Origin of the sequence: Bosea sp. NBC_00550 (genome assembly GCF_026020075.1) — a bacterium.
Classification (GTDB): Bacteria; Pseudomonadota; Alphaproteobacteria; order Rhizobiales; family Beijerinckiaceae; genus Allobosea.
The window spans coordinates 3,401,410-3,421,228 of sequence record NZ_CP102772.1; the positions used below are offsets into that span (position 1 = coordinate 3,401,410).

A 19,819-nucleotide genomic window follows, 5' to 3' on the forward strand; every position below is an offset into this window, starting at 1 on the left:
CTGGGCCGGCTCCGCTACGCATTCCGCATGGGCCGCCCCGACAGGGCGGCCCATCGTTTCGGGGGATTACTTGGCGACCGGCTTCACCGACATCGCCAGCATGTACTGATCGGCGCGGCCGGTGACGGCGAGATCGGATTTGAAGGCCCAGATGCCGCTCTCGAAGTGCAGCGGGATGAAGGCGTTGTCGGCGACGACGAGCTTGCCGGCTTCCTGCAGAAGCGCCGCGCGCTTGGCGTCGTCGAGGGTGGTGATCGCCTCGCGGATCAGCTTGTCGAACTGGTCGTTCTTGTAGCCGCCATAGTTCGAGCCGCCGATGGTCTTGGTCTCGTTCGGGGTCGGCGGCCACTGGCGCAGGAAGGAGGCCGCCTCGCCGGTGCCGGAGCCCCAGCCGCCGAGCGCGACGCTGAATTCCTTCTTGGCGCGGCGCGGGAAATAGATCGCCCGCGTCATCGCATCGACCTCGGTCTTGATGCCGATCTGGGTCAGGTACTGCGCGACGGCCTGAGTGATCTGGCTGTCGTTGATGTAGCGGTCGTTGGTCGTCGACAGGGTGAGCTGGAAGCCCTTGGCATAGCCGGCCTCGGCCAGCAGCTTCTTGGCCGCAGTCGGATCATAGGCGAGCTTCGGCGGGTTGGCCTGCGTGCCGAACATGCCGGTCGGCAGGTACTGATAGGCCGGCTCGGCCGCGCCATCCATGATGCGCTTGACGATGGCGTCGCGATCGATGGCGAGCGACATCGCCTGGCGCACGCGCGGGTCCTTCAACGGGTTCTTGCCGTCGTCGGACTTGACGAAGGGGCTCTGGTCGCGGGCGACGTCGAGCTGGAAATAGACCACGCGCGTCGAGGGGGTGATGACATGGCCGAAGCGCTTGTCGCCCTTGATCCGGCCGAGATCGCGCGCCGCCGGGTTCTCGATCACGTCGTAATCGCCGGCGAGCAGGCCGGCGAGGCGCGGGCCGGCATTGCTGACCGGCAGCAGGCGCACGGTCGCCCAGGGTTCGGCCTTGCCCCAATAGCTCGCGTTGCGCTCCAGCTCGATCGCCGATCCCCGCACATAGGACTTCAGCTTGTAGGGACCGGTGCCGATGGCGAGCGTGCCGTCATTGAAGCCGTTGACCGTCGGCCAAGGTCCGGTGACACCGCAATTCTTGGCGATATCGTAGCTGATCGGGCCATGCTCGACGATCGATGCCGAGAGGATGCTGAGCGCCGAGAGCAGGTTAGGCAGCAGCGGCTCGGGATTGGTGGTGTTGATCACCAGCGTCTGCGGATCGGGCGTCTCGACTGACGCGAAGTTGCCGGTGACGTCGGCGAAGGAATCCGAGACCTTGGTCTCGTTCTTCAGCGTGCGGCAGAAGGTGAAGACCACGTCCTCGGCGGTGAAGGGCTTGCCGTTCGAGAACGTCACGCCCTCGCGCAGCTTGAACGTCCAGCGGTTCTTGCCGTCGTTCTCCCAGGAGGCCGCAAGGCTGGGGTGCAGCTTCTGCTGCTCGTCCTGGCTGACGAGCGAATCGAAGATATGCTGCGCCAAAGCGTTGTTCGGCGTGAGATCGTGATAATGCGGATCGACGGCCGTCGGCTCGGAGGCCAGCGCGATGCGCAGGGTTTGCGCCGAAACCGCACTCGCGGGCAGGCAGAGGGCGGCGAGGGCCGCGGCGAACAGGGAATGACGCATGGTGGTATCCGCTCCCGAGCTGGACGCTTTTGACAGCTTTATTTTCGTCTAGTAGCAAACATGAAAATATTTGAACGTCAATCGGGTGGCGACATATGTCCCAAGGCCTGAAGCCGACGACGGACCTTTCCAACCGGATCGCGCGGATCTATCCGTCGCTGAGCAACGGCCATCGCCGCGCCGCAGATTTCGTTCTGCAGCATCCGCTCGACGTCGCGACCATGACGATCGAAGGGCTGGCAGAAGGAAGCGGGACGTCCAACGCCACGGTGACGCGTTTCGTCCGGACGCTCGGCTATGGCGGATATGGCGAGTTCCGCAGCGCGCTTTCGGCGGCGCTGAAATTCGCGCACGACCCTGTCGACAACTTTGCCGGAGCGCGCTCGGCGGCAGGCTCGACCTTCGCGACCTTCGCAGCGGCCCTCGCAGATCAGGCGGGCAATCTCCAGGCGGCGCGCGACGGGCTGACCGAACCGGCCGTGACGCGGGCGGTCGAACTCTTGCTGAAGGCGCCCCGCGTCTTCATCGCAGCCTCGGGCGCGAGCCACCACGTCGCGTCCTTCCTCGAGGATGGGCTGGCGCTCTATCTCGACGCCGACGTGATCTTCGCGTCATCGCGCACCGGGCCGGAGCGCGCCATCCGCCACATGATGTCGGCACGTCCGGACGATCTCGTCGTGGCGATCTCGGTGCCGCGCTATTCCCGCGCGACGCTCGATCTCGCCAGCTTCGCCAAGAAACGCGGCGCCGCGCTGCTGGTGCTGACGGACAGCCCGACCTCTCCGCTCGCGCCGATCGCCGATGTCACGCTGTTCGCGCCCGCGCGCAGCCGGCTGCTGCCGAACTCGCCCACGGCGGTGTTCGCGCTGGCAGACGCCCTGATCGCAGCCGTCGCGCGTGAACGGCCGGACGCGGTCGAAGCATTGAAGGAGCTGAGCGAAAGCCTGCTCTGGACGTTCCACCAATAGGCGGGCGCAGTTGCCCGCGATTTCGCGTCAGCCCGTCTCGGGCGGACCGAGATCGGATTCCAGCATCTGGCGCCAGCTCGCGTGCAGGACCGAAGGGTCCTCGCGATCGACGCCATAGGTGTTGAGCACATGCTGGAGCTCGTTCATGCGGGCGATCAGCCCCGGCCCCTGACGCAAACCGACCAGGATCATCAGGACCTCGATCGCGATGAGCTGGACGACATAGGCATCGGTGCCGACCAGCATGGTCGCGTCATGCGGCACATCCATCGGAATGACGATATGGCCGAGTTCGGCCAGCGGCGTGCGCGCCTGGGTCAGGACGATCACGGTCGCACCGCGCGCACGGCCGACCTCGACGGCGCGCAGCAGGGCCGGCATGCGGCCGACGAAGGAGATCGCGACCAGGACATCGGCCGAGGTCAGCGTCGCCGCGGCCACGAGCTGGAAATGCGCATCGGAGAACGCATTCGCCGTCAGGCCGAGGCGGAACAGCCGCGCCTGCAGGTCCTGCGCCAGGAAATGCGAAGTCGCGCCGGTGCCGAGGCAGTCGACACGGCGCGCCTGCTTGATCGCCGCCGCGGCGCGGTCCAGCTCGGCCGGGTCGAGCCGGCGCTGCCAGTCGGCGATGACGGTCGTCATGCTGCCGGTGACGTTGCGCACCACATCGGCAGCCGTCTCTCCGACATGCACCGAGCGATGCAGGAAAGGCGCACCCAGCGCCAGCGCTCCGGCGAGCTTCAGCTTCAGGTCCCGCAGCCCCTCGCAGCCGACCGCACGGGCGAAGCGCACGATCGTCGGCGCGCTGACCCCGGCCCGCGCGGCGATGTCCTCGACATTCGCCTTCACCGCCCATTCCGGGTCGCCGATGAACAGCAGCCCGACGCGCTTCTGGCTTTCGGACATGCCCTCGAGCCCGGCGCGGATGGTGCTCAGGATATCGGAAGCCCCGACGGAATCGTCCGGCCCGCTCGGCCTTAACGTCATCGCAGAGGGCTCGAATTCATTCGTCATGCGCGGGAGCTTCGCTGGCGCCGCGCTTGCGATCCGGTTTCGCCCCGATCCGCATCGGCCGCGAGAAACTTCCACAGGCCAGGGCAGAAAAGGGGGCGAAAGCGGCCATCACAGTGCCTTTCTGAGCCGCGGATCGAGCATGTCGCGCAACCCGTCGCCGAGGATCTGCAACGACAATGCCACGAGCACGATCGCAAAGCCCGGAAAAGCGACGAGCCAGAAGGCATCATCAGCATATTGTTGACCAGAGGCGATCATCGTGCCCCAGGTCGGCGTCTCCGGCGGCACGCCGGCGCCGAGGAAGGAAAGACCCGCTTCCGCCAGCACCGCATAGGCGAAGATGAAGGTTGCCTGGACCAGCACCGGCGAGGCGATGTTCGGCAGCAGATGCACCGCGAGGATGCGTGGGGTCGAGACGCCGATCGAGCGGGCCGCCTCGACGAAGGGCAGCTCGCGGACGACCAGCGTCGAGGCCCGGATCACCCGCACGACGCGCGGCGTGTAGACGATCGACAATGCGAGGATCACATTGCCGGCAGACGCGCCCAGCACCGCGACGAGAAAGATCGCGAGCAGGATGTCGGGCAGCGCCATCAGCGCGTCGACCAGGCGCATGATCGCGGCGTCGAGCCGCTTGAAATAGCCGGCGATCAATCCGAGCGCCGATCCGACGCCGACCGAGATGACCACCACGGCGAAGCCGATGCCCAGCGAGGCGCGCGCGCCCCAGATGATCCGCGAGAAGATGTCGCGGCCGAGCTCGTCGGTGCCGAACCAGTTGACCTCGCCCGGCGGACGCAGCCGCCGCACCACCCGCATCGCACCGGGATCGAAGGGCGAAACCCAGGGCGCGAGCACGGCCAGCGCGAACGCGACCAGGAGGATGATCGTCGCGATCAGGACCAGCTTGCGGCGGAACAGGCTGCGGAAGAAGGCGAAAAAGGGCGAGTTCATCGGCGCGGCCTCAGTAACGGACACGCGGATCGACGAGCGTGTAGATCACGTCGATGACGAGGTTGATCAGCACGTAGATCGCGGCGACCGCGAGCAGTGCCCCCTGGATCACCGGGTAGTCGCGCCGCAGCACGGCGGAGACGACGAGATTGCCGATCCCGGGCAGCCCGAACACGGTCTCGGTGACGATCGCGCCGCCGATCAGCAGCGCCAGCGTCAGGCCGAGCACGGTGATCACCGGAACGAGAATGTTGCGGAAGGCATGCCCCAGCAGCACGCGCCGCTCGGACAAGCCCTTCGCCCGCGCCGTGCGCAGGAAGTCGGCATCGAGGATATCGAGCATGCTCGCGCGGGTGAAGCGCGTGATCAGGGCGGAATTGACGACGCCCAGCACGGCGGCCGGCAGCAGGAGATGCCGCAGCCGCTCGGCGAAGCCGGCCTCCGGCGCGCCATAGCCGGCGACCGGGAACCAGCCGAGCTTGACCGCGAAGAGCTGGATGAAGATCAGCCCGAGCCAGAAGCTCGGAATATTCGCCGCCAGCATCGCAAGGCCGCTGACGGCCTGATCGACCGCGCGACCGCGCCAGACCGCCGAGGCGATGCCGGCGGGAATGCCGATCGCCGCCGCGATGGCGAGCGAGAACATGGCGAGGAAGAAGGTCGGCTCGGCGCGCTCGAAGAGCGCTTGCGTCACCGGCCGCTGCAGGAAGATCGACTGGCCGAGATTGCCGCTCGCGACCTCCTTCAGCCAGAGGAAGAACTGCAGCAGCAGCGGCTTGTCGAGGCCATAGGCGGCGCGCAGCCGCGCGATGTCATCGGCCGTGGCCTGATCGCCCAGCATCAAGGCGGCCGGATCGCCCGGCGCCAGCCGCGTCAGGAAGAACACCAGCGCGGCGACGATGAGGAGCACGAGCAGCAGGCCGGTGAACCGGCGCCCGATATGCGCGAGCATCGGATACGCTCCGTTTGCAGGAAGCAGGCGTGTCGGGGAGTGAGTTCCGGCGCAGTGTGTGCCGCGCCGGTCTCTCTCTAGTGCGGGTGATGCCGAGAGCCGGTTACTTGGCCAGGCTGACGTTCCAGAAGGACGGCCAGGGCATGGCGGCGAAGTCGTTCATCTTGGCCGAGGCGCCGGAAAGCGCGCCGAAATTGCCGGCACGGATATAGGGCACCTCGTCATAGACGACCTGCTGGACCTTGCCCCAGAGCGCGCCGCGCTTGGCCGGGTCGGGCTCCGCGTTGAAGGCGGCAAGCGCCGCATCCTTCGCCGGGCTCGACCACCAGCCGGGGGCGCCTTCGCCCAGCTGCGGCGGCGACAGCATCGGCTCGGGCAGGAAGGCCGAGTGCGTGATGTAGATGTCCCAAAGCGCCGCGTCGCCGCGACGCTGGATCAGTGTCGCCCAATCGACGACGTCGAGCTGCACCTTGAAGCCCGCCGCCTTCATCTGCTCGGCCATCACCAGCGCCATGCGGTGATGGAAGTCGTACTGCTTGGAATTGAGGATGCGGATCGGCGTGCCGTCATACTTCGCCTCGGCCAGCAGCTTCTTGGCGCCGGCGACGTCGGCCTTGCTGTACTTGTCCTTGCCCGCTTCCGAGAAGAAGGGCGAACCCTTGGGGAAGTGCTCGGCGGCGGTTGCGAAGAACTTCGGCTCGCCGAAGCCGGCCATCAGCACCTCTTCGAGATCGAGCGCCATCTGGAAGGCCTGACGGACCTTCAGATCGGCCATCGGCCCCTGCTTGGTGTTGGTCGGGAAATAGGGGAAGCCGAAGGGCATGGTCAGCACAGCGCGCGCTGCGCTGGCGGCAGACAGCTTCTTGAAGCTCTCGACCGGGAGCTGGTCGGAGAACTGATACTGGCCGGCGATCACGCCTTCGAGGCGGGTATTGGCGTTGGGCACCGGGATGAAGCGCAGCTCGTCGATCTTCGCTTCGCGCTTCCCGGCATAGCCGGAGGCCGGCTCGCTGCGCGAGGCATAGCCCTCGTGCTTGACCAGCACGACGAACTGGTCGGGCTTGCGCTCGCGGAACTTGTAGGGGCCAGTGCCGACGAATTCGGTCAGCGGGTTGGCGATCGATTCCTTCGCCATGATCGCGGCGAAGCCCGACGGCAGCGCCAGATGCGCCAGCAGCGCCGGCTCGACCTTGTTCAGGACGATCTCGACCGTCGTCGGCCCCTTCGCCGTCAGGCTGGCGAGGCTCTTCGCCAGCCCCTTGCCGCGCGGCGTCATGTCGAACCAGCGCTTCAGCGAGGCGACGACGTCCTCGGCATCGAGGTCGCGGCCGTTATGGAGCTTCACGCCCTTGCGCAGCTCGATCGTATAGGTCTTGCCGTCGGCCGAGACCGTGGGCAGCGCCGCGGCCAGCATGGGCTGCGTCGCCCAGTTGGCGTCGAAGGTGAACAGCGGCTCGTAGACATGCTGCATGATCGTGCCGACGAGGTCGGCGGTCGATGCCATCGGATCGAGCGACTGCGGCTCGCCGACCATGGCGAGGTTCGCACTCGATGCGCCCTGGGCCCAGCCTGCAACCGGAGCCAGCATGGTCGAGGCCGCGAGACCGGCCGCAAGCCCACCGAGGCCACGCCGCGTCAGGGCAGCGCGAGAGAAGGAATTGGTCTGCATGGTCACTCCCCAGATGAAACCGCTCTTAGCGGCGTTATGAAATTTTATTACGGATTATTTAGCCCAGCCAATTCGACGTGGCAACCTCGTGGTCGCAGCAGCCGCGCAGAATTGGCTTTAAACCAGAGAGGATCGCGTATGTGGTGCGATGCGGCCAGCGAAGAGCATGTAATTTAATTGCAAATCTGTCGCCGATCGAAAAGATATCGGCGCCCCGGCTGGGATGAATTGCCAGTTCTGTCGCTGGTCAGGCCGTGTCGATGCGGGCAGCCGCGAAGCGCTCGCGCAGCCAGGCCGCAGCCGGCCCACAGGGGCGCTGTTTGTGCCAGACCATCTCCAGCGCCACCGGAAGATCGAAATTATCGAACTGCAGGTCGGGCGTGACGAGATCGGCCGCCACCGGCGAATGCTCGATGACGTAGCTGGAGACGAAGGCCCAGCCGATGCCCTGCTTCACCAGTTGCAGGATGACCCAATGGCTTTCGACCCACCAGACCTCGGCCGCGACACGCAGGCGCTGCTTCTCCGGGCCGTCGCCGCGTGCCGCGACGAGGATCTGCCGATGTCGCTTGAGCTCTTCCCAGTCGACGCGGGTGCCGGCGAGCGGATGCCCCTTGCCGCAGACGAGCTTGATCGGCACCCAGCCGACGGTCTGGAAGCCGAGTTCCGGCGGCAGCACCTCCTGGCGCCACATCACCCCGATATCGGCCTGCCCCGCCAGAACGAGCTGGCTGACATCCTCCATCAGCGGGAACAGCAGCTCCAGCTCGACATGCGGGAACTGCCGCGCGAAATCCGCAAAGAGCGTACCCAGCAGATGTTCGGGATAAAGCTCGTCGATGGCGACGACGAGCCGCGTCTCGACATGGGCCTCGAAACCGCTGGCGACGCCGACCAGATGTTCGCGCCGGTCGAGGATCACCCTGGCTTCCCGCAACAGGCGCTCGCCCGCAGCCGTCAGCACAGGGTTGCGGCCCGCCCGGCTGAACAATGCGATTCCGAGATCATCCTCGAGATTGGCGACCTGCGTGCTGACCGCGGATTGCGCCTTGCGCAGAACCCGGCCGGCCGCGGAGAACGAACCATGTTCGGCCGCCGTGACGAAGGCTTCCAGCTGCTCGAAGGAAACACCCATCTATCTGATATCCAGATATCATCTAACTTGAGATACGTAGATTTGGAGATAGAAGACACGCCGTCAACAAGAACGGCAGGTTGTTTCATATGTCGATGCGCTCCTTTCCCGACCGGGTTCGCCATGCGCTCCTGTTCGAAGCGATCGGGCTGGCACTGGTGATTCCGGGCGGGGCTCAGCTTTTCGGCCTCCCCGCCACGCATATGGGCGTGATCGGCGTCGGCTCGGCGACGGTCGCGACGATCTGGAACTTCGTCTTCAATCTCGGCTTCGACCACGCCATGCACCACCTCGTCGGGCATACCCGCAAGAATGTCGCGACGCGCGTCCTGCATGTGCTGCTGTTCGAGGGCGGCCTGCTCCTGCTGCTCTTGCCGCCGATCGCCTGGTATCTCGGCATGAGCCTGTGGCAGACCTTCGTGATGGACCTCGCCATCGTCGTCTTCTACGTGGTCTACGCTTTCCTGTTCAATCTGGCCTATGACCGCGCCTTCCCGATCCCGTCACCGGCGCGGATGGCAGTCGCCTGAGCGCCCCCGGCAGCGAGCCCGTTTTTCTTCGAAGGCAGGGCTACCCATGCATCCCACCCATGGACATTCGCGGGCGATCGTATTCTGATCGGCGCCGGAAACTTTTGGCCCGTCCACCGCGACGGCCGGGCCATCGAAGCGAATGCCGCGGCGCCAAGCCGCGCCTATGGAGGATCGATGACGCACAAGATCTATGACAGCCCTTCGGCTGCATTGGAGGGGCTGCTTTTTGACGGGATGACGATCATGTCGGGCGGCTTCGGGCTGTCGGGCAACCCCGAGAGCCTGATTCCGCAGATTCGCGATTCCGGGGTGAAGAACCTGACGGTGATCTCGAACAATGCCGGCGCCGACGGCTTCGGCCTGTGGATGCTGCTGCAGACCCGGCAGGTCAAGAAGATGATCGCGTCCTATGTCGGCGAGAACAAGCTCTTCGAGCAGCAATATCTCGCCGGCGAGCTCGAGCTCGAGCTCAATCCGCAGGGCACGCTGGCCGAGCGCATCCGCGCCGGTGGCGCCGGCATCCCGGCCTTCTACACCAAGACCGGCGTCGGCACGGTGGTCGCCGAGGGCAAGCCGGTCGAGGAGTTCGATGGCCAGCTCTATGTCCGCGAGACCTGGCTCCGTGCCGACCTCGCCATCGTCAAGGCCTGGAAGGCCGACACCGCCGGCAATCTCGTCTACCGGCGCACCGCCCGCAACTTCAACCCGAACATGGCGACGGCCGGCAAGGTGACGGTCGTCGAGGTCGAGGAGATCGTGTCGGTCGGTTCGCTCGATCCCGAGGCGATCCACACCCCCGGCATTTATGTCGACCGCATCATCAAGAGCACGATCAACGAGAAGAAGATCGAGAAGCTGACCGAGCGCAAGAGGGAGGCGGCATAATGGCCTGGACCCGCGAAGAGGTGGCCGCCCGCGCCGCCAAGGAGCTGAAGGACGGCTTCTACGTGAATCTCGGCATCGGCATCCCCACGCTGGTGGCGAACTACATTCCCGATGGCGTCGACGTGACGCTGCAGTCGGAGAACGGCCTGCTCGGCATCGGCCCCTTCCCCTATGAGGGCGAGGCCGATCCCGACCTGATCAATGCCGGCAAGCAGACGATCACGGCGCTGCCGAGCTCCAGCTTCTTCTCCTCGGCCGACAGCTTCGCGATGATCCGCGGCGGCCATATCGACCTGACCATCCTCGGCGCCATGGAAGTGGCTGCCAATGGCGACATCGCCAACTGGACCATTCCCGGCAAGATGGTGAAGGGCATGGGCGGGGCGATGGATCTCGTCGCCGGCGTCAAGAAGGTCATCGTCGTGATGGATCACGCCAACAAGGCGGGCGAATCCAAGGTGCTGGAGCGCTGCTCGCTGCCGCTGACCGGTGCCGGCGTTGTCGATCTCATCATCACCGATCTCTGCGTCATGAGCTGTGACAAGGCCAATGGCGGCGGGTTGACGCTGATCGAGCTCGCGCCGGGCGTCGACCTCGCCGAGGTCAAGGCCAAGACGGGCGCTCCCTTCGCCGTCGCGCCGTCGCTCGCCAAGGCCGCGTGACCGGGCTCCTCCGCAGCAGGCCGGCGACAACCAAAGCGATGCTGGCCGTGTTCTCGGACACGGCCACATTGCGTCATGCGTTGGCCTTCGAGGCTGAGCTTGCGCGCGCCGAAGCCGCCGAAGGGCTGATCGGCCCGGCACAGGTCGAGGCGATCGCAAGGCTTTGCGCGGACATCGCGATCGACCCCGCCGAGCTCGCCGATGAGGCGGCGCTCGCCGGCACGCTCGCGATCCCGCTGGTGGCGCGGCTGCGCGCCGCCCTGCCGGATGCGGCAGCAGCCAAGGCCCTGCACAAGGGCGCAACCAGCCAGGACGTCGCGGATACCGTCCTCGCCTGCCAGATCCGTGCCGCAAGCGAACTGCTCGACGGCGATCTCGACCGCGTCGCGACGGCGCTCGCCGCGCTGGCGCAACGCCACGCAACAACCCCGGCCATCGGCCGCACCCTGCTGCAGGACGCGCTGCCGATCGGCTTCGGCCTGCGCATCGCGCATTGGCAGGCTGGTGTCAGTGAGGCCGCCGCCCGCCTGCGCGGCGAAGTCGCGACCGGAGCGACACTGCAATTCGGCGGTGCCGCAGGAAGCCGCGCCGGCCTCGATGGCAAGGGCGCCGCTGTGGCCGCGCGCCTCGCCGCTGCGCTTGGCCTGCCCGATGCGGCACCCTGGCACGCCCGTCGCGGTGGCGTCGCCGGCATCGCGACTGCCCTTGCCGTCACCATCGGCGCGCTCGGCAAGATGGCGCGCGACGTCTCGCTTCTGGCGCAGAATGGTGTCGGCGAGGCGCGCGAGCCGGCGGTCACGGGACGCGGCGGCTCTTCCGCGATGGCGCACAAACGCAATCCCACAGGCTGCCAGGTCGCACTTTCGGCCGCCATGCGCGCGCCCGGCCTGATCGCCGGCATCCTCGCCGGCCTTCCCGCCGAACAGGAACGCGGGCTCGGCGGCTGGCAGGCCGAAGGACCGGCCCTGGCCGAGCTTTTCCTGCTGGCGGCGGGCGCAGCCGAAGCCATGGCGACGGTCGCGGAAGGCCTGGAGATCGACGAAGCCGCCATCGCCCGCAATCTCGCGGCAGCGGAGGTCGGCACCGATATCGGCGAGAGCGAAATGCTTGTCGCAGCTCTGCTCGTGCCGCGCACCTGAAGGACGATTCCATGCCTTTCGCAGTCAGCAACGGCGCCCGCATCTATTGGAAACTCGAAGGTGCCGACGACAAGCCGGCGCTCGTGCTGCTGAATTCGATCGGCACCGACCTCTCGCTCTGGGATGCGGCGATGCCCGCCTTGCTCGCGGCCTTCCGCGTGCTGCGGCTCGACGCGCGTGGCCATGGCGCATCCGACGCCCCTGACGGCGACTACACGCTCGCCCAGCTCGCCGGCGATGCCGTGGCCGCAATGGACGCCGCCGGCCTCGACAAGGCCGCGATTGCCGGTGTCTCGCTCGGCGGCATGATCGCGATGGAGCTGGCGTTGACCCGGCCGGAACGCGTCTCGGCGCTGGCGCTGATCTGCACCTCGGCGACCATGGACCGGGCGGCATGGCAGGACCGCATCAACAAGGTCCGCACTGGGGGCACGGCGGCGATCGCCGACCTCGCCATGCAGCGCTTCCTCTCGCCAGCCTTCACGGCAGGCCAGCCCGCCATTGCCGAAAGCGTCAGGCGCAGCCTCGTCGGAATGGCGCGCGAAGGCTATGCGGGCGCCGGCGCCGCGATCCGCGACATGGACCTGATCGGCCGTCTCAGCCACCTCGCCTGTCCGACGCTGATCGTCGTCGGCGAGCGCGACGTCTCGACGCCCTTCGCCGGCCATGGCGAGAACCTCGTCGCCGCCATTCCCGCTGCGCAACTAGCGCGGCTCGATTGCGGCCACCTCGCCCCGCTCGAAGCCCCCGCCGCTCTGGCCGGCGCGTTGCGCGGCTTCCTGTCGCCTGGCCCCGATGTCGCGGATGCCGCCGATGCCCTGTTCGAGGCCGGGCTGAAGAACCGCCGCCGCGTGCTCGGCGACGCGTGGGTCGACCGGTCGCTCGCCGGCCGCACGCCCTTCAACGCCGAATTCCAGGCGATGATCACCCGCATCGCCTGGCAGGAGATCTGGAGCCGGCCGGGCCTCGACGACCGCACGCGGCGCCTGCTGGTCATCGCCATCACCGCGAGCCTCGGCCGCTGGGAGGAGTTCCGCCTCCATGTCCGCGCCGGGCTAACGCGCGGCGGCTTCACGCAGGACGACCTCAAGGAAGTGCTGATGCAGACGGCGATCTATGCCGGCGTCCCAGCCGGGAACACCGCCTTCGCCGAAGCCGCGGCGGTGATGAAGGGGATTGAGGCCGCGGGCTGACGGCCTCAGAGGCTGTCTGGCCGCTCAGGTCTTCGCCCGGTAGTCCGAGGGCGACACGCCCGCGCGCTTGGCGAAGAAGCGCGAGAAATAGGCCGGATCGGCGAAGCCCAGCCGGAAAGAAATCTGCGAGATCGTCATCGCGGTGTAGACCAGATCGCGCCGTGCCTCGATCATCAGCCTGTCCTGGATCACGCGCGCGGCGGAATGGCCGAGCAATTCCCGGCAGCTGCGCGACAGATGCGGCGCCGATGCGCCCAGCGCGCGCGCATAATCGGTGAGCGTGTCATGCTGCTGGAAGCGCGTCTCGACCCGCTCGACGAAGCGGCGCACGAGGCCGGCGCGCGCGTCCCTCGCCGGCTCTGCGCCAGCCTTGACGCCGCGCATTGCGCGCACGAACCAGGATGCAATGAGATCGGCATAGGCGCCGAGCGCGAACTCGCGCACCGGCAGGTTCGCGGAGAATTCGCTCATCGCCAGCCGCATGAGAGCCAGCAGCCCGACGAACTCCGCACCATCCGCCGGCACATGCAGCACCGCCGCGGCGCCGAGCAGGGCTCCCGCTTCCGGCTCACTGCCGAACAGGCGCTTCAGCGACGTCGCGGCCGCGCTGGCGACGAAGCCATCGGTCCCGTCGAGGAACGCGAATTCGTGGATGGTCGAGGGCGGCAACAACAGCACCGATCCTGGCGACAGATGATGGTCGCGGCCATCGACGCGTGTCCGGCCGCCCCCTTGCGCCACGAGGAAGAACTGGAACAGGTCGTGATGCAGATGCGGCTGGATCGTCCAGCCATGCAGCGAGCTGCGCGCCATGATCGGCTCGATGTGCAGCGCATCGGGGAAGCGGTCGCTCAGGCGCTCGCCATAGAGCCAATAAGCGGGGACGGTTCTGCCGGGCATCCAAGGCCTCAGGATCGATTAGTCCAAGACACTGCGCGAATCCTCCATTCCGTCAACTGGCTTTAATAGCTTAGCTGTGCCTTGCGGATCGAACGGTGCAAATCGGCGCTTCGCGGGAGGTCAATAACAATGCGAACGCAGGTCGCCATCATCGGCGCCGGCCCTGCCGGCCTGCTGCTCGGACAGCTTCTGTCGCGTGCCGGTATCGACAATGTCATCCTCGAGCGGCGCAGCGTCGACTACGTGCTGTCGCGCATCCGTGCCGGCGTGCTCGAACAGGGCATGGTCGATCTCCTGCACGAGGCCGGCGTCGGCGAGCGGCTCGATCAGGAGGGCCTGGTTCATGACGGCTTTTCGCTCGCATTCGGCGGCGCGCTCCATCGCATCGATCTGAAACAGCTGAGCGGGGGCAGGACGGTCACCGTCTACGGCCAGACCGAGGTGACGCGCGACCTCGTCGAAGCCCGGCAGGCGCTCGGCCATCCGACGATCTACGAGGCCGAGGATGTCGCCTTGCACGACATCGATACCGCTTCGCCGCGCGTGACCTTCCGGGCGAACGGGCAGGCCCAGGAATTGCGCTGCGATTTCATCGCCGGCTGCGACGGCTATCACGGGGTTTCGCGCGCCTCCGTCCCGCCGGCCGCGCTGCAGGGCTTCGAGCGAATCTATCCCTTCGGCTGGCTCGGCCTGCTGGTCGACCGTCCGCCGGCGGCGCATGAGCTGGTATATGCCAACCACGAGCGGGGCTTCGCCCTGTGCTCGATGCGCTCGGCCGAGCGCAGCCGCTACTACATCCAGGTCCCGTTGGAGGAGCGCGTCGAGAACTGGTCGGACGAGGCCTTCTTCGACGAGCTGCGCCGGCGCCTGCCGGCCGAGGTGGCCGATACGGTGACCGCCGGCCCTTCGCTCGAAAAGAGCATCGCCCCCCTGCGAAGCTTCGTCGCCGAGCCGATGCGCCACGGCCAGCTGTTCCTGGCCGGCGATGCCGCCCATATCGTGCCGCCGACCGGGGCTAAGGGCCTCAATCTGGCCGCGAGCGACGTGCGCTATCTCTTCGACGCCCTGCGCGAGCACTATCGCGACGGTTCGGATGCCGGTCTCGCAGCCTATTCGGCTCGAGCTCTCGCCCGCGTCTGGAAGGCGGAACGTTTCTCCTGGTGGATGACGAACCTGTTGCACCGCTTCCCCGAGCGTGACGGCTTCGACCAGCGCATCCAGCAGGCGGAGTTCGATTATCTGATTCACTCGCGCGCGGCTGCCACCGCCGTCGCCGAGAACTATGCCGGCCTGCCCTATTGAGAGCCTTGCGGCAGGGCGGAAATTGCGTTGGTGATAACAAGAGGCCCGGCGCCATGGCGGCAACCGGCCCGAACAGCTAGAGCATCGATCCGCGCAAAGCGCTTGCGGGATCGCCAGCAGCATTGGGAGGAGACGTAGATGAGCAAGGGATTGTTGGGCAGGCTGCTGCCCGCGGGCGCGCTGGCTGTCGCGGCAGCGCTGACGCTGAGCGCCGCATCGGCCGATACCATCAAGGTCGGCATCATCGGGCCGTTTTCCGGCCCCTTCGCCCTGCAGGGTAAGAATTTCCAGGCCGGTGCCGAGGCCTGGCTGGCGCAGAACGGCAAGTCCGTCGCCGGCCACGACATCGAGCTGGTCTATCGCGACCTGCCGACGGCCAACCCGCAGCAGGCCCGCGCCTTGGCGCAGGAGCTGATCGTCCGTGACAAGGTGCAGTATCTCGGCGGCGTCTATTTCACGCCGGATGCGATGGCGATCACGCCGCTACTGAAGCAGGGCAACGTCCCGCTGGTGATCTTCAACGCCGCGACCTCGGCGATCATGACCTCCTCGCCGCTGGTGGTGCGGACCTCCTTCACCACGGCGCAGACCGCGACCCCGATCGGCAAGGCCGCCGTCGAGCGCGGCATCAAGAAATTCGTCTCGGTCGTCACCGATTACGGCCCGGGCGTCGATGCCGAAGGCGCCTTCAAGAAGGCGATCGAGGCGGCGGGCGGCGAAGTCGCCGAATCGATCCGCATGCCCCTCAACACCACCGAATTCAGCCCGATCATGCAGCGCATCCGCGATGCCGGCGCGCAGGGCGTCTTCGCCTTCCTGCCCTCTGGCCCGCCGACGCTCGGCTTCGTCAAGGCCTTCAGCGACACCGGCCTGAAGCAGGCGGGCGTCAAGCTCTTCGCCACCGGCGACCTGACACAGGAATCCGATCTGCCGGCTCTGGGCGAAGCCGCTTCCGGCATGGTGACCTCCTTCCACTATGCCGTCTCGCACGACTCGGAGATCAACAAGCGCTTCGTCGCCGCCGCCGACAAGGCGATCGGCGCGCCCGATCTGCTCTCCTTCCCGGCCGTCGGAGCCTATGACGGCCTGTTCGTGATCTCCAAGATGATCGCGGCGACCGGTGGCAAGCAGGATGCCGAGAAGGCGGTCGAGGCGGTGAAGGGCCTCGCCTGGGAAAGCCCGCGCGGGCCGGTCAAGATCGACCCCGAGACCCGCCACGTCACGCAGACCATCTATCTGCGCGAGGTCGCCAAGGATGCGCAGGGCCGCTGGATCAACCGGGAGATCGCCAGCTTCCCGGACCAGAAGGACCCTGGCCTAGCGAAGTGAGCACGTCATTCTCGCTTGAACCGCGCCGTCATTCTCGGTCTTGACCCGAGAATCCCCGCCCGGAAGAGGCTCTGGCGCCTCTTCTTCATGAGATGCTCGGGTCAAGCCCGAGCATGACGGCGGCTTTCCCCGCCATGCGCCGCGCCAGGCAGCAACGAGGCCCGCAGATGCAGACCGCGCTTAGCATCGCCATGGACGCTTTCGCCTATGGCATGGCGCTGTTCATCATCTGCATCGGCCTGTCGCTGACGATGGGGCTGATGCGGGTGGTCAATCTCGCGCATGGCGCCTTCGCCATGATCGGCGGCTATATCGCCTCCTATGCGGCGCGCGATCTCGGCCTCGGCTACGGCTTCGCCATCATCCTCGCCATGGTCGGCACGGTGCTGATCGCCGTGCCGCTGGAACGCCTGCTCTATCGCCGCATCTATGATCGGAGCGAGCTCTCGCAGGTGCTGATGACGATCGGCATCACCTTCTGCGTCATTGGCATCACCAACTATTTCTTCGGCCCGACGCTGAAGACGATCCCCCTACCGGCGGACCTCGCCCGGCCGATCGATCTCGGCTTCCGCAGCATCGCCGGCCATCGGCTCTTCGTCATCGTGAGTGGCCTCGTCGTCGCCGGAGGGTTGTGGTTCCTGATCGAACGCACCGGCTTCGGCATCCATCTGCGCGCTGCCGTCGAGAATGCGCCCATGGCGCGCGCGCTCGGCGTTCGCACCGAGATCATCTATGCCGCGAGCTTCGCGCTGGCGATCGGGCTCGCGGCCTTCGGCGGCGTGGTCGGCGCCGAATTCCTGCCGATCGAGCCCTATTACGCCCTGCGCTACATGGTGACCTTCCTCGTCGTCGTCTCGGTCGGCGGCGCGGGCTCGATCCCCGGCGCGCTCGCCGCCTGCCTGCTGCTGGGCGCAATCGACGTCACCGGCCGCTATCTCGTGCCGGAATTCGGCAATTTCTTCTTCTATCTCGCGGTGATCCTGGTGGTCTGCGCCTTCCCGCGCGGCCTGATGGGGCGGGCGCAGTAGAATGACGGATGTCCTGCCCCCACGCACTGCCGCGTCCCGAACCCATTCGCTCAGCCGCGACCTCCTCGGCCTCGGCCTGATCGCGCTGGTCGGCCTCGGCGGCTATGTACTCTTCCCCGACAATCTCGCCTTCCTGACCCGCGTCATCTCGGTGGCGCTGCTGGTGCTCTCGCTCGACCTGATCATCGGCTATTGCGGCATCGCCTCGCTCGGACAGGGCGCGCTCTATGGCGCGGGCGCCTACGCCGCCGGCATCGCCTGCGTCCACGGCATCACCGAGCCCTTTCTGCTCGTCCTGATCGGCGCCGCCGCGGGCGCCGTCATGGGCTTGCTCATGGGCACCGTGATGCTGCGCGCCCACGGCCTGCCGCAACTCGTGCTCTCGATCGCCATCGTCCAACTCCTGCACGAGGCCGCCAACAAGGCCTCGTCGCTCACCGGCGGCAGCGACGGCCTCTCCGGCATGGTGCCCGCCCCGCTCTTCGGCATCTTCGAATTCGATCTCTGGGGCCGCAGCGCCTATTTCTTCGGGCTCGCGCTGCTGCTCGTCGTATTCGCGGCGCTGCGCTTCATCGTGCATTCGCCCTTCGGCATGGTCTGCCGCGGCCTCAAGGAAGACCCGCTGCGCATCAGCGCGCTCGGCATCTTCGCCTTCCCCGTGCTGCTCAAGATGTTCGTGATTTCCGGCGCGGTCGCCGGTATGGGCGGCGCGCTCGCGGCGATCGCGACCCAGGTCGTCGGCCTCGACAGCGTGAGCTTCGAGATTTCGGCCAACGCTCTCGTCATGCTGGTGCTGGGCGGCATCGGCAGCCTCTACGGAGCGCTGATCGGCACGGTAATCTTCATGGCGCTCGAACATATCGTCTCCGCCATCAACCCCTTCCACTGGATGACGCTGGTCGGCGCCGTCCTGATCGCCATCGTGCTGTTCGCCCCGCGCGGGCTTTCGGGATCGCTGGACGAGCTGGCTCGGCTGCTGACGCGCCGACGCTGGGGGGCAGGCCGATGACCGCCCTGTTCGAGGTTTCGCATCTCTCGAAGCAATTCGGCGGGCTCAAGGTCAATCACGACCTTTCCCTCGCGATGGCCGCGGGCGAGCGGCTGGCGCTGATCGGCCCGAACGGGGCCGGCAAGACCACCTTCGTCAACCTCGTCACCGGTCGCATCCCGCCAAGTGCCGGCAGCGTCCGTCTCGCGGGGGAGGACATCACCGCGCTCGGCGCCGTCAAGCGGGTCAGGCGCGGGCTCGTCCGCACCTTCCAGGTCACGCGCCTCTTCCCGGACATGACGCCCGAAGAGCACGTCGTCATGACCATCCTGCAGCGGCTCGGCCGCGCGACCCGCATCTTCGCACGCTTCCATGGCGATTCCGAAGCGCGTGACGAGGCCGCCGACATTCTCGCGACGCTCGGGCTCACCGAGGTCTCCGGCCGCAAGGTCGCGACCATCGCCTATGGCCAGCAGCGCCTGCTCGAAATCGCCATCGCGCTGGCGCAGCGCCCGAAGGTGCTGCTGCTCGACGAGCCGGCGGCCGGCGTGCCCTCCGCCGACACACCACGCATCGAGGAGGCGCTGGCCCGCCTGCCGCCCTCGCTCGCCGTGCTGATGATCGAGCACGACATGGACCTCGTCTTCCGCTTCGCGAAGCGGGTCGTGGTGCTGGCGGCGGGCGAGCTCATCTTCCAGGGCCTGCCGGCCGATGTCGCCAGGGACCCCAAGGTCCGTGAAGCCTATCTCGGGAACTACGCGCATGCCGGCAGCCACGCTTGACGTCCGCGCCCTGAGCGCCGGCTACGGCCAGACCCATGTGCTGGAGGATGTCTCGTTCTCCGTGCCTGCGGGCGGGCGCCTGTCCATCCTCGGCCGCAATGGCATGGGCAAGACCACGCTGATGGCGAGCCTGATGGGGCTGACGCGCCGCTATGCCGGCAGCATCAGCCTCGGCGGCGCCGATATCACCGCGTTCGGCACCGCCGCCCGCGCCCATAGCGGCATCGGCCTCGTCCCGCAGACCCGCGAAATCTTCAAGGGCCTGACGGTGGAGGAGAACCTCTTCGCCGGGCTCAAAGGTCGCCCGCGCAGCGCGATCGAGGAGGCCTATTCGCTGTTTCCGCGCCTGCAGGAACGCCGCCGCAATCTCGGCTCCCAACTCTCGGGCGGCGAGCAGCAGATGCTGGCGACGGCGCGCACCATCCTTGGCCAGCCCTCGGTGCTGCTGCTCGACGAGCCGCTGGAGGGGCTGGCCCCGGTGATCTGCGACATGCTGATGGAGGCCTTCACCCGGCTCGCCGGCAGCGGCGCGATGACGATCCTCTTCGTCGAGCAGCGCCTGGAGAGCGCCCTCCACTTTGCCGAAGATATCATTGTCCTCGAACGCGGACGGATCGTCTGGTCGGGCAAGCCGGCCGCGCTACGCGCCGATGCCGAGGTGCTCGAACGCTATGTCGGCGTCGGCGGGCTGCACTGAGCCGCT

General features: G+C 67.1%; 19 protein-coding genes. 12 read left to right on the forward strand and 7 right to left on the reverse strand.

What is annotated here, in order from left to right; translation table 11 throughout:
- Positions 1-66: 66 nt before the first annotated feature.
- Positions 67-1,680, reverse strand: coding sequence for an ABC transporter substrate-binding protein (locus NWE53_RS16335; protein WP_265050429.1), 1,614 nt, complete (start codon positions 1,678-1,680; stop codon positions 67-69).
- Between the two features lie 95 nt (positions 1,681-1,775).
- On the opposite strand from NWE53_RS16335, the gene NWE53_RS16340 reads away from it, so the two are divergent.
- The gene (locus tag NWE53_RS16340) at positions 1,776-2,648 is read left to right on the forward strand and encodes a MurR/RpiR family transcriptional regulator (RefSeq protein WP_265050430.1); all 873 of its coding nucleotides are present in this window, start codon (positions 1,776-1,778) and stop codon (positions 2,646-2,648) included.
- A gap of 27 nt (positions 2,649-2,675) precedes the next feature.
- Here the strand turns inward: NWE53_RS16340 and NWE53_RS16345 are convergent, their stop codons facing one another.
- The 5 genes from NWE53_RS16345 to NWE53_RS16365 all read right to left on the reverse strand — a co-directional run bounded on the left by NWE53_RS16345 (position 2,676) and on the right by NWE53_RS16365 (position 8,372).
- Entirely contained in the window at positions 2,676-3,662 is a 987-nt protein-coding gene (locus NWE53_RS16345; protein ID WP_265050431.1) for a MurR/RpiR family transcriptional regulator, read from the reverse strand.
- A 108-nt stretch (positions 3,663-3,770) separates the two neighbouring features.
- Positions 3,771-4,616 carry an ABC transporter permease gene (locus NWE53_RS16350; protein ID WP_265050432.1) on the reverse strand — a complete coding sequence of 282 codons (846 nt, stop codon included), beginning with the start codon at positions 4,614-4,616 and terminating at the stop codon, positions 3,771-3,773.
- A gap of 10 nt (positions 4,617-4,626) precedes the next feature.
- Complete coding sequence (locus tag NWE53_RS16355) at positions 4,627-5,568, reverse strand: ABC transporter permease (RefSeq protein WP_265050433.1); 942 nt, start codon at positions 5,566-5,568, stop codon at positions 4,627-4,629.
- Between the two features lie 103 nt (positions 5,569-5,671).
- Entirely contained in the window at positions 5,672-7,237 is a 1,566-nt protein-coding gene (locus NWE53_RS16360; RefSeq protein ID WP_265050434.1) for an ABC transporter substrate-binding protein, read from the reverse strand.
- Positions 7,238-7,484: 247 nt separating this feature from the next.
- Positions 7,485-8,372, reverse strand: a complete 888-nt coding sequence (locus NWE53_RS16365; protein ID WP_265050435.1) for a LysR family transcriptional regulator — start codon at positions 8,370-8,372, stop codon at positions 7,485-7,487.
- Positions 8,373-8,461: 89 nt separating this feature from the next.
- On the opposite strand from NWE53_RS16365, the gene NWE53_RS16370 reads away from it, so the two are divergent.
- From NWE53_RS16370 to pcaDC, 5 genes are all read left to right on the forward strand, one after another.
- The gene (locus NWE53_RS16370; protein WP_265050436.1) at positions 8,462-8,902 is read left to right on the forward strand and encodes a PACE efflux transporter; all 441 of its coding nucleotides are present in this window, start codon (positions 8,462-8,464) and stop codon (positions 8,900-8,902) included.
- Positions 8,903-9,079: 177 nt separating this feature from the next.
- The gene (locus NWE53_RS16375; RefSeq protein ID WP_265050437.1) at positions 9,080-9,790 is read left to right on the forward strand and encodes a CoA transferase subunit A; all 711 of its coding nucleotides are present in this window, start codon (positions 9,080-9,082) and stop codon (positions 9,788-9,790) included.
- Positions 9,790-10,452 carry a 3-oxoacid CoA-transferase subunit B gene (locus NWE53_RS16380; protein WP_265050438.1) on the forward strand — a complete coding sequence of 221 codons (663 nt, stop codon included), beginning with the start codon at positions 9,790-9,792 and terminating at the stop codon, positions 10,450-10,452. The genes NWE53_RS16375 and NWE53_RS16380 overlap by 1 nt, the downstream gene beginning before the upstream one ends.
- Positions 10,453-10,490: 38 nt before the next feature.
- Complete coding sequence (locus tag NWE53_RS16385) at positions 10,491-11,591, forward strand: lyase family protein (RefSeq protein ID WP_265050439.1); 1,101 nt, start codon at positions 10,491-10,493, stop codon at positions 11,589-11,591.
- Between the two features lie 11 nt (positions 11,592-11,602).
- Positions 11,603-12,784, forward strand: coding sequence for a bifunctional 3-oxoadipate enol-lactonase/4-carboxymuconolactone decarboxylase PcaDC (gene pcaDC, locus NWE53_RS29865; RefSeq protein WP_320109514.1), 1,182 nt, complete (start codon positions 11,603-11,605; stop codon positions 12,782-12,784).
- A gap of 24 nt (positions 12,785-12,808) precedes the next feature.
- Here the strand turns inward: pcaDC and NWE53_RS16400 are convergent, their stop codons facing one another.
- Positions 12,809-13,684, reverse strand: a complete 876-nt coding sequence (locus NWE53_RS16400) for a helix-turn-helix domain-containing protein (RefSeq protein WP_265050440.1) — start codon at positions 13,682-13,684, stop codon at positions 12,809-12,811.
- Positions 13,685-13,813: 129 nt separating this feature from the next.
- Between NWE53_RS16400 and pobA the strand changes: the two genes are divergently transcribed.
- From pobA to NWE53_RS16430, 6 genes are all read left to right on the forward strand, one after another.
- On the forward strand, positions 13,814-14,986 hold the full coding sequence (gene pobA, locus NWE53_RS16405) for a 4-hydroxybenzoate 3-monooxygenase (protein ID WP_265050441.1): 1,173 nt from the start codon (positions 13,814-13,816) through the stop codon (positions 14,984-14,986).
- A 138-nt stretch (positions 14,987-15,124) separates the two neighbouring features.
- Positions 15,125-16,315: an ABC transporter substrate-binding protein gene (locus NWE53_RS16410; protein WP_265050442.1), complete on the forward strand. Its 1,191-nt coding sequence runs from the start codon at positions 15,125-15,127 to the stop codon at positions 16,313-16,315.
- 167 nt (positions 16,316-16,482) lie between these two features.
- The gene (locus NWE53_RS16415; RefSeq protein ID WP_265050443.1) at positions 16,483-17,346 is read left to right on the forward strand and encodes a branched-chain amino acid ABC transporter permease; all 864 of its coding nucleotides are present in this window, start codon (positions 16,483-16,485) and stop codon (positions 17,344-17,346) included.
- Between the two features lies 1 nt (position 17,347).
- Positions 17,348-18,355, forward strand: coding sequence for a branched-chain amino acid ABC transporter permease (locus tag NWE53_RS16420; RefSeq protein ID WP_265050444.1), 1,008 nt, complete (start codon positions 17,348-17,350; stop codon positions 18,353-18,355).
- The gene (locus NWE53_RS16425) at positions 18,352-19,116 is read left to right on the forward strand and encodes an ABC transporter ATP-binding protein (RefSeq protein ID WP_265050445.1); all 765 of its coding nucleotides are present in this window, start codon (positions 18,352-18,354) and stop codon (positions 19,114-19,116) included. The genes NWE53_RS16420 and NWE53_RS16425 overlap by 4 nt, the downstream gene beginning before the upstream one ends.
- Positions 19,097-19,813, forward strand: a complete 717-nt coding sequence (locus NWE53_RS16430; protein ID WP_265050446.1) for an ABC transporter ATP-binding protein — start codon at positions 19,097-19,099, stop codon at positions 19,811-19,813. Before NWE53_RS16425 ends, NWE53_RS16430 begins: the two co-directional genes overlap by 20 nt.
- Positions 19,814-19,819 lie beyond the last annotated feature (6 nt).